The sequence below is a fragment of the Streptomyces sp. LZ34 genome (assembly GCF_053890475.1).
The window spans coordinates 10,495,355-10,510,284 of the sequence record NZ_CM132680.1; the positions used below are offsets into that span (position 1 = coordinate 10,495,355).

Consider the following 14,930-nt stretch of genomic DNA (forward strand, 5'->3'; position numbering starts at 1 on the left):
TCGCGTGCCGCTCCTGCTAACGCAAGAGCTAATGCATACCGATTTACCTTGGCGTTACCTGAAGCCCCTCGCAAAAGGAGCATATCGCCACTGTTTCTTATTCGATATATCCGGAGTGTTGACATCAGGGAACCTGCGTATCAGTCTCGTCGCAACTTGCTAATCCGATTTAACAACGGAGCTGGGCAGCTGATGTCTGAACGTCGTGTGACCATGGCCGATGTCGCCCGCAAGGCGGGCGTCTCGCCGACGACCGCGTCGTTCGCCCTGGCCGGCCGCACCGACATGCGCATCTCCGACGCCTCCCGCCAGAAGGTGCTGGACGCCGCGCAGGAGCTGGGCTACCGCCCCAACGTCACCGCGCGCAGCCTGCGGACGAAGTCGACACAGACCATCGGGTTCGTGTCGGACCGGATCACCACGACGCCGTTCGCGGGCGACGTGATCCGCGGCGCTCTGGAGGCCGCCCGGGAGCGGGACCACCTGCTGTTCATCACGGAGGCGGGTGGCGACCGCGCCGCCGAGTCGTCGCTGGTCCACGCACTGCTGGACCGCCAGGTCGACGCGGTGATCTACGCGTCCATGTTCACCCGGTACGTGACTCCGCCCAAGGAGCTGTTCGGGCGCCGGGTGGTGCTGCTGAACTGCCTGGCCCCCGGCTTCGACGCGCCGTCCGTCGTCCCGGACGAGCTCGAGGCCGGCCGCGACGCGGCCCGAGCCCTGCTCGCGGCCGGCCACACCGAGGGCATCTGGGCGATCGGCGGCCACCAGGCCATCCCGGCCACACCTGAGGGGATCATCGCCGGCAACGAGCGCATGCGCGGCCTGGAGGACGTCCTGCGAGCGGGCGGCGCACGCCTGGACGGTCTCATCGAGTGCGACTGGGATACGCAGGACGGCTACCGGGAGGTCTCCGCGCTGCTTGCGGCGGGCCACCGTCCCCGGGCGCTGGTGTGTCTGACCGACCGGGTCTCCTTCGGCGCCTACCAGGCGCTCGGCGAGGCGGGTCTGTCGGTGCCCGGCGACGTGTCGGTGATCTCCTTCGACGACCAGGACATCGCGTCCGTACTGCGCCCGGCGCTCACCACGCTGAAACTGCCGCACTACCAACTCGGCCACCTCGCCGTGGAGCTGATCCTCGGCGAAGGGCCGCTCGAAGCAGCCGTCCACCGTGTGCCCATGCCGCTGCGGGAACGTGCCTCCATCGGCGCTCCCGCAGAGGGCTGATCCCGGGCACCCGAAAACAGTTGTCCCGCCGCCCGGGACCTGAGACTCCCGGGCGGCGGGACGACCACCAAGAACAGCGACCGTCGCAACCGGTCGCCAAGGCGGGTCCGGCAAGACCCGTCTCAGTGAGATGGAGGAACCTCGTGGTGTTCAGAACCAGGCGCCTCGCTGGTGCGAGTGTAGCCGTCGCGGCGGCGACCGCGCTGGTCGCCGGATGCGCTTCCGGGAGCGGCGGCAGCACGTCAGGAGCCAGTGGCAACACGCTGACCCTGTGGACGCACAACGCCGGCAACTCGGCCGAGCTCGACGTCGTCAAGAAGATCATCAAGGACTTCAACGCCTCGCAGAGCAAGTACAAGGTCAAGCTCCAGGCGTTCCCGCAGAGCGACTACAACAACTCCGTCGTGGCCGCCGCCTCGGCCCGCAAGCTGCCCTGCCTGCTCGACGTGGACGGCCCCAACGTGGCGAACTGGGCCTGGGGCGGCTATCTGTCCCCGATCGACGTCTCCGGCAGCGGGGTACCTCTGTCCGACCAGCTGGCCAGCACCGTCGGCCGTTACAAGGGCAAGCTCTACTCGTTCGGCTTCTACGACGTCGCCCTGACCTTCTTCGCCCGCAAGTCGGTGCTGGACAAGTACGACATCCGCGTCCCGACCATCGACAAGCCCTGGACGAAGAGCGAGTTCGATTCCGCGCTGGCCAAGCTGAAGAAGAACGGGAAGTTCCCGTACCCGCTGGAGATGGGCACCGGCGGCAGCGGCGAGTGGTGGCCGTATGCCTACTCCCCGCAGCTGCAGAGCTTCGGCGGCGACCTGATCAACCGCGACGGCTACAAGACCGCCTCGGGCAGCCTCGACGGCAAGAGCTCCGTGGAGTGGGCGACCTGGTTCCGCTCGCTGGTGACCAAGGGCTACATGGCGAAGAAGTCGGGAGCCGATCCGAACAAGGACTTCCTGGCCGGCAAGAGTGCCATCCAGTGGGACGGCAGCTGGAACGCGGCCAAGAACGCCGAGAAGCTCGGCGAGGACCTGGCGATCATCCCGCCGGTCGACTTCGGTCACGGGCCCAAGATCGGCGGCGCCTCCTGGCAGTGGGCCATGAGTGCCACGTGCTCCAACAAGGCCGGCGCGCAGGCGTGGCTGAAGTTCTCCCGCCAGACCAAGTACTTCGTCGACTACGCCAAGACCACCGGCACCATCCCGGCCACCGACGCCGCTGCGAAGCAGGTCGAGGGCTACCAGCCGGGCGGCAAGTTCAACGCGCTCGTCCAGTTCGCACGCGAGTACGCGGAAGTGCGCCCGGTCACCCCGGCCTACCCGTACATCTCCACCGAATTCGAGAAGGCGGCCAAGGACATCCTGGCCGGCGCCGACCCCAAGAACGCTCTCGGCCAGGCCGTGAAGGACATCGACAACAACCTGAAGATGAACAACTACTCCGCCGGCTGACCCACCCCACCCTGCCCCGGTCCGGTTCGGGCCCTGACCGCGCCTTCCCGCGCGCCCGAACCGGGCCGGCTCCTCCTGGAGCTACCGTGACCACCATGATCGCAGCCCTTGAGCGGCTGCGTCCGGTCCGGCGAACCCGAACGAGCAGCGCCCGCCGCCGTGAGAGCCTCACCGCCCTCGGCATGGCCGCCCCGGCCGTCGTGCTGCTGATCGTCTTCCTCGTCGTACCGGTCGCCCTCGCCTTCGCCCTGGCGTTCACCGACGCACGGCTCATCTCACCCACCCCGGCCCGCTTCGTGGGCCTGCGGAACTTCACCCTGCTCTTCGAAGACCCGGTCTTCTACAAGTCCCTGCGCAACACTGCGTACTTCGCCGCCGTCGTCGTCCCGCTCCAGGCAGGGCTCGCCCTGGTGCTGGCGCTGCTGGTCAACGCGAAGGTGCGCGGCGTCAACTTCTTCCGCACCGTCTACTTCCTGCCGGTCGTCACCTCGATGGTCGTCATATCCCTCCTGTGGACCTTCCTCTACCGGAAGGACGGCCTGGTCAACCACGTGATCTCGGCACTCACCCTTGGACACGTCCACGGCCCGGACTGGCTGGGCGACCCGGCCACCGCCATGCCCGCCATCATCCTGATGTCGGTGTGGCAGGGCGTCGGCTTCCACATGATCATCTGGCTGGCCGGCCTGCAGACCATCCCCGCCGAGCTGTACGAGGCCGCCGACCTGGACGGCGCCACCCGCTGGCACCGCTTCCGCCACGTCACCTGGCCCGGACTGCGCGCCACCCGCACGTTCGTCCTGGTCACCATCACCATCGCGGCGTTCAGCCTGTTCACGCAGATCAGGGTGATGACACAGGGTGGCCCGCTCGACTCCACCACCACCGTCGTCTACCAGGCCGTGCACACCGGCTACGACCAGCAGCAGACCGCGTACGCCGCGGCGATCTCGCTCGTCTTCTTCGTGCTCGTGCTGACCGTGTCCCTCGTCCAGCGTTTCCTGACCCGCGAGAGGGACTGACATGACCTCCTTCCTCAAGCACCTCAGCGGTCACGCCGGCCGTGTCGTCCTCGCCCTGATCTTCGCGCTCCCGCTCGTCTTCATGCTGGTCTCGTCGTTCAAATCGGACGACCAGATCTTCGGCGACCTCGGCTCCCTGCGCGCTTTCCTGCCGGTCGGTGCCCTGTCGCTGGACAACTACACCGGCGTGTTCGAGCGCGTCCCGGCGGCACGGTTCCTGCTGAACTCCGTGCTGATCTCGTCGATCACCGTGGTACTCGGCATCGTCGTCAACAGCCTGGCCGCCTTCGCCCTGTCACGGATGCGCTGGCCCGGCAGGAAACTCGTCCTGACCGCCGTCATCGCCACCCTCATCGTGCCCTTCGAGACCTTCGCTCTGCCGCTGGTGTGGTGGGTCAACCACCTGCCGCTGCTCCGCGTCAACGGCTTCCACCTGGAGTGGACCACCGGCTGGATGGACACCTACCAGGTCCAGATCGTGCCGTTCGTCGCCAACGCTTTCTCGATCTTCTTCTTCCACCAGTACTTCCAGAGCATCCCCAAGGAACTGGACGAGGCGGCCATCGTGGACGGCGCCGGCTGGTTCACCATCTACCGCCGCATCGTCATGCCGCTGTCCGGACCGGCCGTCGCCACCGTCGCCATCCTGACCTTCCTGCCCGCCTGGAACTCCTACCTGTGGCCGCTGATGGTCGTGCAGAGCGAGGAGCTGCGGCCGGTGATGGTGGGCATCTCCTACTTCTTCCAGCTGAACGTGGGCTGGGGCCAGATCATGGCGTACTCCTCCATGATCACCGTGCCGATCCTGGCCCTCTTCGTGGCCTTCCAACGGTCGTTCGTCAACAGCATCGCCTCCACCGGCGTCAAGGGCTGACCGCGCTCCTCCGACCCCCACACACCGAAAGGACCCCCTGCGTGTCCGTCATGCCCGCCGATCCCCACCTGCCCGTCGCGCACCTGCGCCCGCCCCGCAACTGGATCAACGACCCCAACGGGCTGGCCTTCCACAACGGCCACTACCACGTGTGCTTCCAGCACAACCCGTACGGACCCGAGCACGCGAACATGCACTGGGGCCACTTCCGCAGCCCCGACCTGCTGAGCTGGGAGGAACTCCCCCTCGCACTGACCCCCACGCCGGGCGGAGAGGACGCCGACGGCTGCTTCTCCGGCAACGCCGTCTCCGACGGCGACCGCATGCTCGCCTTCTACTCGGCCTTCCGCGCCGACCGCTGGGCACAGCCGGTCACCACTGCCGAGTCCCGCGACAACGGTGTCACCTGGACACCGCGCGGCACCCTGCTGATACCCGATCCACCCAAGGGCGCGACCATGTACCGCGACCCGTACGTATGGCGCGAGGCCGGCCCCTGGCGCATGCTGGTCGGCTCCGCCCTGGAGGACGGCCGGGGGGCGGCACTGCTGTACGAGTCCGCAGACCTGGAGCACTGGGAGTACCGGGGCCCGTTCCTGGACCAGGACCCGCAGCCGGTGGCGCCGGGCGCCGACACCGGGCTGGGCTGGGAGTGCCCCCAGTACCTGCACGCGGACGGACGCGGCGCCCTGATCGTCAGCGCCTGGGACCCGGAGCACGGACCACGCCGGACCGTCGTCTACCCCGGGCGCGAGCAGGCCGGCCGCTTCCTCGCCGACGCCCCCACCCTGCTCGACCACGGCCCCGACTTCTACGCTCCCGCGCTCCTGCCCGCCCCCGACGGCCGGTGGCTGCTGTGGGGCTGGTCGTGGGAGGCCCGCGATCCGGAGTGGGTACGTGAGGCCGGCTGGGCCGGGCTGCTGACCATGCCGCGCGAGGTGACACTCGCCGAGGACGGCTCCGTACGACAGCGACCGGCCGCGGAACTCCTCGCGCTGCGCGACGAGCGCGCGGTGACCGCTTCTGGTGAGACCTCCGGAACGGCCGTACTGGGGACGGTAGGCCCCAGCTTCGACCTGACGGCCCGTCTGGAGCCCCGCGCCGCCAGGACGGCAGGCGGACTACGGCTGGTGACCTCTGCTGACGCCGCCGAGTACCTCGACATCAGGGTCGATCCCGCCGCAGGTGAGCTCGTCGTGGACCGCGACCACGCCTCCCTCGACCCGCGTGCACACGGCGGAACGTACCGCGTCCCCTGCCCCGAGGCGAAGGCGGCCTCCGGTGCCCCGGTCGAACTGCACCTGGCAGTCGACCGCTCCGTCGCCGAGCTCTACCTGCCGTCGGGCCGGACGCTGACACTGCGGTTCTACCCCACCGGCGGCACCCCCTGGCGGATCGAGGCCCGTGCCGGAGGCGAGGGTGGCCTCGGATACACGGCAGAGGCCTGGAACCTGCGGCCGTACACCATGCGGTACGCGGCCGACGCGAGCGCCGAGTCCACGCTCACGGACATCGGTCTCGTCCACCCCTGATTCCGCTACCGCCATCGGGACTCTGCTCAAATGCACCGCCCTGGCACGCCTCGACGGCGACTGCACCCACGCCATCACCGTCCCCACCCGGTTGATCGTCCGCGGATCCGGCGAGCACCCCGCCCCGCGACGCAGAAGGCCTGAGCCTGGACGGGGTGCCCGCGGCCACCGCCGGGGCCGCCGAGCGGTCATCGCCGGCCTCGGAGGAACTTCTCCCGGACTTCGGCGGCCAACTGCTTGTTGCGGGCGGAGCGTTCGCGGGACTCGACGGCCCGGCGTTCGAACCACTTGTCGCGCTGAGCGGTGAACTCGGCCATGCGTGCGTCGCGCTGTTCGTACATTGCCCGGCGCAGTGGGTCGAGTTTGGTGCGGTCGGTGGACGGGAGGTCCTTCACGCCCGGGCCCTCGGCCTTGCGGGGCCGGCGTTGTCCGACGGGGAGGATGTCGAACCGCGGGGCGGGGAGGGTCTGGTACCAGTACGCCGTCGTCGACCAGTCGTCGGCGAGGTGGTTGGCGTGGCCGTGCTCCATGGTGACGCGGATCCGCTCGTTGAAGCGGACCGGGTCGGCGAGGTGGAAGCGGTAGTGGACCTGGAGGCCCGGGACGTCCTCCTCATGGATGATCGTGCCCTGGAAGGGGTAGTTGATCTTCTGCATGCCCCAGCCGTGGCTGAAGTAGTCTTCGCCGCCGGTACCGTGCAGGGAAGGTGGCCAGCTGGTGGTGCCGTCGGCGTTGAAGTCCTCGTCGATCCAGATCATGCGTGGAGCTCAGCCCTCGTACAGGGCGATGAGGCGGCCGACGACCCCGCCCTTGCGTAGGCGCTCCAGTCCCTCGGGGATACGGTCCGGTGTGATCCGGTTGATCGGCGGGTTGAGCTGTCCGCGCCGGGCTGGGCGGAAGGCCGCTGGAAGTCCATGGAGAACTACTTCGGTGCGAAGTCGGCGATCCAGGACCGCGTCCGCGAAGCGGGCTTCGAGCGGTGGACGTTGATCAAGCCCGGGGTCTTCATGGAGAACTTCGTGCCCGGGGGCTTCATGTTCCCGCGCGACGTGCTGGCGACGTGCGTGAAGCCGGACACCGAACTCGCCCTCGTCGCCGTCGAGGACATCGGTGCCGCCGCCGCGGCCGCCTTCGCCAACCCGGCGCGCTTCGACCGGGTCGAGCTGGAGCTCGCCAGTGAGCGGCTCACGATGGCGCAGATCGCCGAGGTCCTCTCGGACGCGCTCGGCCGTGAACTCACCGCGCCCGACATGACGCCGGAAGAGGCCATCGCCGCGGGGGCGTCCCCCTTCGCGGTGCCGAACGACTGGCAGAACGAGATCGGCCACCCCGCCCGCCCCGAGTTCGCCCGGGCGCTCGGCATCCCGCTCACGTCCTTCGCGGACTGGGCGCGAGCACATCTGGCGGCCTGACCCCTCGGGTCACGCTCATGCCGTGCGCCACCAGTTGCTCGTCTCGAAGTGGCGCACGGCATCGGCCGAGAAGGCTCGTGTCAGGGGCACGCAACGCGCCTCGCATGAGGCGTACGCCGACGCCCCGGGTCGGATCGGCCTCGGAGCCAGCCGCGCTACCGCCGACCGAGGCGTGGCGCTCCGACGCTTCGGCCAGTGGGCCTGGCGCCGCGACAACTCAGCCTCGCCCGCCCACCTGCGGCTTCCGGTGTCCACGGCTTCCTGTTCCCCTCGCTCACCCCCTGCTCGGCCTGCTGTCTCGGACAGACGCCAGTTGCACTCCCATTCCCCCCTCGCCCCGCCCGGAGAAGCGACCATGAACACCCGCCACATGCTCCTGTGCATGCAGTTCACCAGCGGCTACGGCGCCGAACCAGGCGCGTGGCGCCTGCCGGGAGCGAACCTGTCCAGCTACACGGACATGGACCAGTTCGTGCGCTATGCGCAGGCCGCCGAACGCGGCAAGATCCAGCTGCTGTTCTTCGCGGACACGCCGGTCCTGAACGTGGACCTCGGAGAGCAGGTCCCGCAGTTCCCGATCGACCCGCTGCTGGTCATGACCGCCATCGCACGCGAAACCGAGCGGATCGGCCTGGTCGCCACCGCCTCCACCACCTTCAACGAGCCGTACAACCTCGCCCGCCAGTTCAAGGCCCTGGACGTGATCAGCCACGGGCGGGCCGGCTGGAACGCGGTCACCACCTCCGACCCCACCGCCGCGGCCAACTTCGGCCGCCCGATCCCTGAACGCACGGAGAAGTACGAGCGCGCCCACGAGGCCGTCCAGATCGTGCAGGCCCTGTGGGGCAGCTGGGAGAAGGACGCCTGGGTCCTCGACGTTGCCGGAAAGCGTTTCGCCGACATGGACAAGATCCAGCCGGTCAACCTGCAGGGCCGCCACGTCGCCTCCCGCGGCCCGCTGCCCATCCCGCCGTCCGAGCAGGGCCAGCCGGTCATCTTCCAGGCGGGCGGCGGCCTCAACGGCGTGGAACTGGCGGGCCGTTACGCCGACGGCGTCTACGCCAACCCGTACACCATCGAAGACGGCCGGGCCCAGCGTGAGGCCCTGCGCGACGCCGCCAAGCGGGCCGGACGCGACCCGGACGAGGTGAAGATGTTCGCCGGCTTCATGCCGACCATCGCCTCCTCCCGCCGGGCTGCGCTGGACCGGCGGCGCTTCCTGGACGAGTCCGTCGACCTGCGCCAGCGCGTGCGCTACCTCGGCGCCATGATCGGCCTGCCGCTCACCTACGACCAGATCGACGAACCCCTGACGGCACGCCAGCTGGCCGACGCCGTCCCCAGCCCGCACGACCCGCGCTCCGCCCGCGCCCTTGAAGTGGCCCGGGAGGGCTGGAGCGTGCGCGACGTGATCGCTCACGGCGTCATCGACTACCACCCGGTCGTGGTCGGCACCGCCTCCGACGTGGCCGACCACATGCAGGAGTGGTTCGAGGCGGGCGCATGCGACGGCTTCTCGCTGGCCATCGACGGCTACCACGACGGAGTCGACGCCTTCGTCGACCATGTCGTCCCGATCCTCCAGGAACGCGGCCTGTTCCACCTCGACTACGAAGGCCCCTCTCTCCGCGACCACCTCGGAGCCCGTGACCAGTATGGACTCGACCCCCGACTCACAAAACCGGCCCAGTAATGCCCACCATCAAGCCCCCCGGCATGGTCACCGAGCAGGCGTTCCGCGACGCGATGGCCGCGGTCGCCTCCCCGGTCGCCGTGGTCACCGCCATGGACGGCCGACGCCCGCACGGCACCACGGTCAGCGCCTTCGCCTCGCTCTCCTTGACACCTCCCATGGTGCTGGTGTCGCTGGACAACCGCTCCGACCTGCTGGCGCTCATCCGCCGCACCGGCCGCTTCGGCCTCAACATCCTGGGCACGCACCAGGCCGGCCTCGCCACGGCCTTCGCCCGCTCAGGACCGCACAAGTTCGACGGTGTGACCTGGTCGCCGAGCCAGGAACTGCCCCGCCTGCCGGGCTCTGCGGCATGGATCGCTGCCGAGGTCGACGACTACGTCACCGCCGGGGACCACACCGTCCTGCTGGCCCACGCCGTCACCGCCGAACCGGGCGAGGGAACCCAGGGAAACCTCAGCCCCCTCACCTATCACCAACGTTCCTTCGGCACCCACACACCGCTGGTTCACTGACCGGCCAAGGCCGCTCTGTCTCCGGAGCGCCCCGGGCCGGACACCGGTGTCAGACCGCCATGCCTCCCATCTTCCAGACTGTCAAGGTCGCGACGGTGCTGCCCTCGCCGAAGAGCTGTATGCCGAGGGAGTCCGTGCGGGAGGGGTACGCCCGGGTGGTGATGGAACGGTGAGCGTTTGCGTACGCCTCGATGATCGAGTGGTCGACGAACACGTCCAGGGTCAGCTTGCCGTCGACGAGGGCGAGCGGGCCTTTCTGGATGCCGAGGTCCGGCACGGCGCTGGAGACGTTTCCGGACCGGGTCCGGTCCACTCCGAGCTCCGTGGCCGCCGTGTCGTAGAAGAGGCGGGTGCGTTCCTCGTCTCCCGGGCTGCGCAGTACGTCGAGGCCGAACGTGGCTGCGCTGCCCGCCTCCATCGTCAGCTTGATGTGGAGCAGGTCTGACTTGACCGAGGCGAGGGCGGCGTTCGCGTAGGAGATGGAGGTCGGCTTTTCGATGTTCACGAGGGCCGCGCCGTCGTGGAGACCCGCCACCTCGGCCACGGGCTGGAAGGCGAGGTCGCCGTCCTCCCGCTGGGACAGCACGATCGGCAGGCCCGCGTTGTGCGCCCTGAAGGGTGTCATTAGAGGGCTTCTCGAAACCGAGTGTGGGGGCTGGGTTCGTGCTGGTCAGGCATAGTGCCGTAGTGGGTGAGGTAGGCCCGGTGCGTCCATGGAAGTGGCGTGCTGGAGGTGCGTGATGGCATCGGTGCTGGGGCGGCTGGAGGAGCGGGAGCGGGCGGCCCGGAAGCGAGTGGAGGAGTTGCAGGCCGAGCTGGAGGCGGCGCAGTCGGAATGGGACGAGTGGCTGATCGCCCGCAGACGGGTCAGCGAGGTGTGGGACGGGAGCGAACCCGCAAGCCAGGACGGTGAGGCGGGGAAGACGCCGGAGGTGAGTGAGGTCCCGGCGCCGCCTGCGGTGAGGCCCGGGTCGGTGGTTCCTCCCTGGAGGGAGGGGCTGTCGGCCGAGGTGCTGGCGCCGGAGTATCAGCAGGTCATGGGCCTGCTGGCCGAATGTCGTGCCACTGGCGGCCAGCCGCTGAACTGTCGTGAGATCACTGCCTTGTTGGGGCTGGAGGTTGTTCCGGCGAAGACGGAGGGCGTGCGGTGCAAGCTCAAGCGGCTCGTTGCTCGGGGATGGGCGCACGAGCCGGTGCCGGGCCGGTTCACCTGCGGCGGCGGCCGAGACGGCGGGTCATGACCATGGTCATCGACCACAGGATCATCGCCTCCGACGACTCGGGCAGCCGCTCGTAGTCGCGGGCCAGACGCCGGGACCGGGTGAGCCAGGCGAAGGTCCGCTCTACGATCCACCGTTTGGGCAGCACGACGAAGCCCTTGTGGCCGTCGCTGCGGCGGATGACGGTCAGTATCAGGTTCAGGGCCCTCGCGCACCAGCCCACCAGCATGCCGGTGTATCCGCTGTCCGCCCACACGCGCTTGAGCCGGTGATGCCGCCTGGTGGCCCGGGAGAGGAGGTCCTGGGCGGCGTCGCGGTCTGCCGTCGAGGCGGGGGAGACCATGACCGCCAGGATCAGGCCGAGGGTGTCCACCACGAGATGCCGCTTACGGCCCTTGATCTTCTTCCCGCTGTCATAGCCGCTGGTCGCGGCCTCGACCGTGGACGTGCCTTTCGCGGACTGTGAGTCGATCACCCCTGCCGTCGGCTCCGCATCCCGGCCCTGAGCTTCACGCATCGCGGCGCGGAGCCGGTCGTGGAACTCGCTGATCAGCCCCTGCTTCCGCCAGCGGGTGAAGAACCGGTGCACCGCCTTCCACGGAGGGTAATCCGCAGGCAGCGCAGGCCACTTCACGCCGTTGTCCGCCACATACCGGATCGCATCGAGTATGTCCCGGTGGCAGTACTCCTCTGGTCGGCCGCCCCGACCCTCGGCCCACGCCGGTACCGGGATCATTTCGCCGATCGCGTCCCACTCCGCGTCCTTCATGTCGGTCGGATAGCAGTGCCCACCGGACGGATTGTCCGCGGCGTTGCCGTACGTGTGGGCGAAGCAGTCGCACTTCCGCGTGTCCGGAATGGACTCATTGCCAGCAGACCGATACAACTGCGACAACAGGGCCTCCCTGTGAGCAGTGGCGTAGACACCCTCTGTGCTACCGAGAGGCCCTGCCTTCATGCCCCCACGCGGCCACAATCACCTGAACAGCACACCCGTACGGAACCACCAGCCCCGCACTCGGTTTCGAGAAGCCCTCTTACTGCAGTACGGCGGCTGACCTGGGGCTTTGCGATGGCCCGAATATGGGCATGATCGCTGATCGTGGGTCTGCGACTGCTCTACCTGATCTTCTGCCGACTACTGGGCGGCCTCCTCTTGCTGGGCCGATCGACAGCCGCGAACAACGCTGAGATCCTCATGCTTCGCCATGAGGTTGCTGTGCTGCGCCGACAGATCGAGCGCCCGCGGCTCTCATGGGCCGATCGTGCCGTGCTCTCCGCTCTCACACAGCACCTGCCATCCGCCTTACGCTGCCATCGGCTGGTCACCCCGGGCACGCTGCTGGCCTGGCATCGCCGTCTGGTGCGCTGGAAGTGGCGCCAAGCGCCGGTCAGGCCCGGCCGACCACCGTTGCCGGAAGAGACAGTCGCGCTCATCCAGCGCCTGGCAAGGGAGAATCTGACCTGGGGGTACGTCAGGATCCAGGGTGAACTGCTTCGGCTTGGCCATAGGGTTGCCGCCGCCACGGTCCGGCGCGTTCTGCGCCGCTCCGGTCTACCACCCGCACCGCAGCGAGCCTCCCAGCAGACCTGGCGCTCGTTCCTCCGCGCTCAGGCCCACACCCTGCTTGCCTGTGACTTCATGCACGTGGAGACCGTCTTCCTCAAGCGTCTCTATGTCTTCTTCGTCATGGAGATTGCCACTCGGCGCGTCCATGTCCTGGGCGTCACCGCCCACCCGACCGGCGCATGGGTCACCCAACTCGCCCGCAACCTGCTCATGGCCCTCGAAGAGAGGGCGGGGTACTTCCGGTTCCTCATCCGTGACCGGGACAGCAAGTTCACCACTGCATTCGACGCCGTCTTCGCCGGCAACGGCACAGCCGTCATCCCGACTCCGCCTAAAGCCCCCGGCCAACGCGTTCGCCGAACGATGGATACGCACAGCCCGTGCAGAATGCACCGACCGACTCCTCATCATCGGCGAACGACACCTGCGTACGGTCCTCACCAGGTACACCGAGCACTACAACTCCGGACGAGCTCACCGCAGCCTCGACCTACGTGCTCCAGACGACGATCCGAACATCATCCCCCTACCCGCCGCCACGGTCAGGCGCAAGCAGGTACTCGGCGGACTGCTCAACGAGTACCACGCCACGCCACCCCGACCGCCTCATCATCCACAGGAAACGCCCAGCTCAGCAGCCTGATCGGAATATTGACACCCTTCAGGACTCTGTTGGTCGATGTGATGGTTCGCCTGAAATGACCTTCGGGTGCGTTGGACACTGCTCGTTGTCGGGTCTGTTTCCTGGGGGCGAGGGGGAGATCATGTCGATGCGTCCGTTGCCTGCGTCTGCGGTGCCTGAGTCCACGGTCAGGGTCGCCCGTGCTGCGTTCCCGCGCGGGTGTCTGGCCATGCGGATCAGGGACGAGTTCGGGGCGGTGTTTGAAAGTGAGCGGTTCGTGGCGGCGTTCGCGCATCGGGGTGGTCCGTCCGTGTCTCCGGGGATGCTGGCGCTGGTGAGTGTGCTGCAGTATGCAGAGCGGCTGACCGACCGGCAGGCCGCTGATGCGGTGCGCGGCCGGATCGACTGGAAGTACGCCCTCGGCCTCCAACTCGCTGACCCTGGATTCGATTTCTCGGTGCTCAGCGAGTTCCGCGACCGGCTGATCGCCCACGGCCTGGAGCAGCAGATCCTGGACGCCATCCTCGCGCAGTGCAACGAGCGGGGCCTGCTGCGGGCCGGCGGGCGAGCCCGCACCGACTCCACCCATGTCATCGCCTGCATCCGTGATCTGAACCGGCTGGAGTTCGTCACCGAGACCATGCGCTGCGCCCTGGAGGCCCTGGCGGTGGCCGCTCCCGCCTGGCTGGCCGGCACCGACGCGGTCAACGCGGACTGGCTCGCGCGCTACCGGCAGCGCGCTGACTCCTACCGGCTGCCCAAGGGCGAGGCCGAGCGCACCGCGTTCGCCGAGAACGTCGGGGGCGACGGCTATGAACTCCTCGATTCTCTCGACGATCCCACGGCCCCCGCCCACCTCGCCGACCTCGAGGCGGTCGTGCTCCTGCGCACTGTGTGGGCCCAGGAGTACCAGCGCGACGCCCGCGGGGTGCGCTGGCGCGGACACAAACAACGCCCTCCGGGCGCGGCACGCATCGTCTCACCGCACGATGTGGATGCGCGCTGCGGGGTCAAGCGGGGATCCGCCTGGGACGGCTACAAAACCCATCTCACCGAGAGCTGCGACGACGACCTCCCCCACTTGATCACGTGCACGGCCACCACACCGGCCACGACGGACGATCACCAGCTCACCGCCGCTGTCCACGAGGCCTTGCTCGAGCGGGGCCTGAAGCCGGCCGAACACTTCGTGGACGGCGGTTACACCAGCGCGAAGATCATCCTTGAGGCTCGTGCACTGGGCGTCGAGGTCATCGGGCCGGTCAAGCAAGCCGGCGGCCGACCGGCCCTGCAGGGCAGCGGCTACGCCGCCACCGACTTCCACATCGACTGGCACACCCGGCAGGTAACCTGCCCGCAGGGCCAGGTCAGCACCCGCTGGAGTGACACCACCATCGGCGGCGAACCCCGCATCCACATCGACTTCTCCGGCGCCGGATGCACCAGCTGCCCGGCCAAGGACATCTGCACCACAGCCGCCTACCGCGTCCTGACACTACTGCCACGCCAAGAGCACGAACTCCTCCAACAACGACGGGCAGAACAGCAGACCGAGGAATGGAAGAAGCGATACCACACCAGGGCCGGAGTGGAGGGCAGCATCTCGCAGGCGGTACGACGCACCGGCACCCGGCGTACTCGCTACCGCGGCCTCGCCAAAACCTCTCTGGCCCAGGTCCTGACCGCGGCTGCCCTCAACCTCTACCGTCTCGACGCCTGGTGGGCCGGAACCCCCCTGGGCACGACACGAGTCTCCCACTACGAACAGCTTGCCCTCAGTCTCGCGGCCTGATCG

General features: G+C 68.5%; 13 protein-coding genes and 1 pseudogene. 11 read left to right on the top strand and 3 right to left on the bottom strand.

Annotation, left to right across the window (positions count from 1 at the left end):
- The first annotated feature begins 192 nt into the window (after window positions 1–192).
- From ACWY4P_RS45095 to ACWY4P_RS45115, 5 genes are all read left to right on the top strand, one after another.
- Entirely contained in the window at window positions 193–1,227 is a 1,035-nt protein-coding gene (locus tag ACWY4P_RS45095) for a LacI family DNA-binding transcriptional regulator (RefSeq protein WP_456206629.1), read from the top strand.
- Window positions 1,228–1,373: 146 nt separating this feature from the next.
- The gene (locus ACWY4P_RS45100) at window positions 1,374–2,675 is read left to right on the top strand and encodes an extracellular solute-binding protein (RefSeq protein ID WP_456206630.1); all 1,302 of its coding nucleotides are present in this window, start codon (window positions 1,374–1,376) and stop codon (window positions 2,673–2,675) included.
- Window positions 2,676–2,770: 95 nt separating this feature from the next.
- Window positions 2,771–3,697, top strand: coding sequence for a carbohydrate ABC transporter permease (locus ACWY4P_RS45105; protein WP_456206631.1), 927 nt, complete (start codon window positions 2,771–2,773; stop codon window positions 3,695–3,697).
- Window position 3,698: 1 nt separating this feature from the next.
- Window positions 3,699–4,571: a carbohydrate ABC transporter permease gene (locus tag ACWY4P_RS45110; RefSeq protein WP_456206633.1), complete on the top strand. Its 873-nt coding sequence runs from the start codon at window positions 3,699–3,701 to the stop codon at window positions 4,569–4,571.
- Window positions 4,572–4,621: 50 nt separating this feature from the next.
- Complete coding sequence (locus ACWY4P_RS45115) at window positions 4,622–6,103, top strand: glycoside hydrolase family 32 protein (RefSeq protein WP_456213271.1); 1,482 nt, start codon at window positions 4,622–4,624, stop codon at window positions 6,101–6,103.
- A gap of 188 nt (window positions 6,104–6,291) precedes the next feature.
- Here ACWY4P_RS45115 and ACWY4P_RS45120 read toward each other — a convergent pair whose 3' ends face one another.
- Window positions 6,292–6,861 (bottom strand): DUF2961 domain-containing protein, encoded by a 570-nt coding sequence (locus tag ACWY4P_RS45120; protein WP_456206634.1) that lies wholly within the window; start codon window positions 6,859–6,861, stop codon window positions 6,292–6,294.
- Window positions 6,862–7,017: 156 nt separating this feature from the next.
- Here ACWY4P_RS45120 and ACWY4P_RS45125 point away from each other — a divergent pair, with 156 nt between their 5' ends.
- The 3 genes from ACWY4P_RS45125 to ACWY4P_RS45135 all read left to right on the top strand — a co-directional run bounded on the left by ACWY4P_RS45125 (window position 7,018) and on the right by ACWY4P_RS45135 (window position 9,723).
- Window positions 7,018–7,515 carry an NmrA family NAD(P)-binding protein gene (locus ACWY4P_RS45125; protein WP_456206636.1) on the top strand — a complete coding sequence of 166 codons (498 nt, stop codon included), beginning with the start codon at window positions 7,018–7,020 and terminating at the stop codon, window positions 7,513–7,515.
- A gap of 355 nt (window positions 7,516–7,870) precedes the next feature.
- Entirely contained in the window at window positions 7,871–9,208 is a 1,338-nt protein-coding gene (locus ACWY4P_RS45130) for an NtaA/DmoA family FMN-dependent monooxygenase (protein WP_456206637.1), read from the top strand.
- The gene (locus tag ACWY4P_RS45135) at window positions 9,208–9,723 is read left to right on the top strand and encodes a flavin reductase family protein (RefSeq protein WP_456206639.1); all 516 of its coding nucleotides are present in this window, start codon (window positions 9,208–9,210) and stop codon (window positions 9,721–9,723) included. Before ACWY4P_RS45130 ends, ACWY4P_RS45135 begins: the two co-directional genes overlap by 1 nt.
- A 49-nt stretch (window positions 9,724–9,772) precedes the next feature.
- Here the strand turns inward: ACWY4P_RS45135 and ACWY4P_RS45140 are convergent, their stop codons facing one another.
- Window positions 9,773–10,348, bottom strand: coding sequence for a GH32 C-terminal domain-containing protein (locus ACWY4P_RS45140; protein ID WP_456206641.1), 576 nt, complete (start codon window positions 10,346–10,348; stop codon window positions 9,773–9,775).
- 115 nt (window positions 10,349–10,463) lie between these two features.
- On the opposite strand from ACWY4P_RS45140, the gene ACWY4P_RS45145 reads away from it, so the two are divergent.
- The gene (locus ACWY4P_RS45145) at window positions 10,464–10,964 is read left to right on the top strand and encodes a hypothetical protein (protein ID WP_456206643.1); all 501 of its coding nucleotides are present in this window, start codon (window positions 10,464–10,466) and stop codon (window positions 10,962–10,964) included.
- Here ACWY4P_RS45145 and ACWY4P_RS45150 read toward each other — a convergent pair.
- On the bottom strand, window positions 10,930–11,838 hold the full coding sequence (locus tag ACWY4P_RS45150) for an IS5 family transposase (protein WP_456206645.1): 909 nt from the start codon (window positions 11,836–11,838) through the stop codon (window positions 10,930–10,932). The genes ACWY4P_RS45145 and ACWY4P_RS45150 overlap by 35 nt on opposite strands.
- Window positions 11,839–12,045: 207 nt before the next feature.
- Between ACWY4P_RS45150 and ACWY4P_RS45155 the strand changes: the two are divergent.
- Window positions 12,046–13,156: pseudogene (locus ACWY4P_RS45155) on the top strand (integrase core domain-containing protein).
- Between the two features lie 127 nt (window positions 13,157–13,283).
- A complete protein-coding gene (locus ACWY4P_RS45160) occupies window positions 13,284–14,927 on the top strand; it encodes an IS1182 family transposase (protein ID WP_456206647.1) in 1,644 nt (547 codons plus the stop codon).
- The last annotated feature ends 3 nt before the right edge of the window (window positions 14,928–14,930 follow it).

Coding starts and splice junctions, on each gene's coding strand:
- ACWY4P_RS45095 (WP_456206629.1), top strand. CDS start 193: ATGTCTGAACGTCGTGTGACCATGGCCGATGTCGCCCGCAAGGCGGGC.
- ACWY4P_RS45105 (WP_456206631.1), top strand. CDS start 2,771: ATGATCGCAGCCCTTGAGCGGCTGCGTCCGGTCCGGCGAACCCGAACG.
- ACWY4P_RS45110 (WP_456206633.1), top strand. CDS start 3,699: ATGACCTCCTTCCTCAAGCACCTCAGCGGTCACGCCGGCCGTGTCGTC.
- ACWY4P_RS45115 (WP_456213271.1), top strand. CDS start 4,622: ATGCCCGCCGATCCCCACCTGCCCGTCGCGCACCTGCGCCCGCCCCGC.
- ACWY4P_RS45120 (WP_456206634.1), bottom strand. CDS start 6,861: ATGATCTGGATCGACGAGGACTTCAACGCCGACGGCACCACCAGCTGG.
- ACWY4P_RS45125 (WP_456206636.1), top strand. CDS start 7,018: ATGGAGAACTACTTCGGTGCGAAGTCGGCGATCCAGGACCGCGTCCGC.
- ACWY4P_RS45130 (WP_456206637.1), top strand. CDS start 7,871: ATGAACACCCGCCACATGCTCCTGTGCATGCAGTTCACCAGCGGCTAC.
- ACWY4P_RS45135 (WP_456206639.1), top strand. CDS start 9,208: ATGCCCACCATCAAGCCCCCCGGCATGGTCACCGAGCAGGCGTTCCGC.
- ACWY4P_RS45140 (WP_456206641.1), bottom strand. CDS start 10,348: ATGACACCCTTCAGGGCGCACAACGCGGGCCTGCCGATCGTGCTGTCC.
- ACWY4P_RS45145 (WP_456206643.1), top strand. CDS start 10,464: ATGGCATCGGTGCTGGGGCGGCTGGAGGAGCGGGAGCGGGCGGCCCGG.
- ACWY4P_RS45160 (WP_456206647.1), top strand. CDS start 13,284: ATGCGTCCGTTGCCTGCGTCTGCGGTGCCTGAGTCCACGGTCAGGGTC.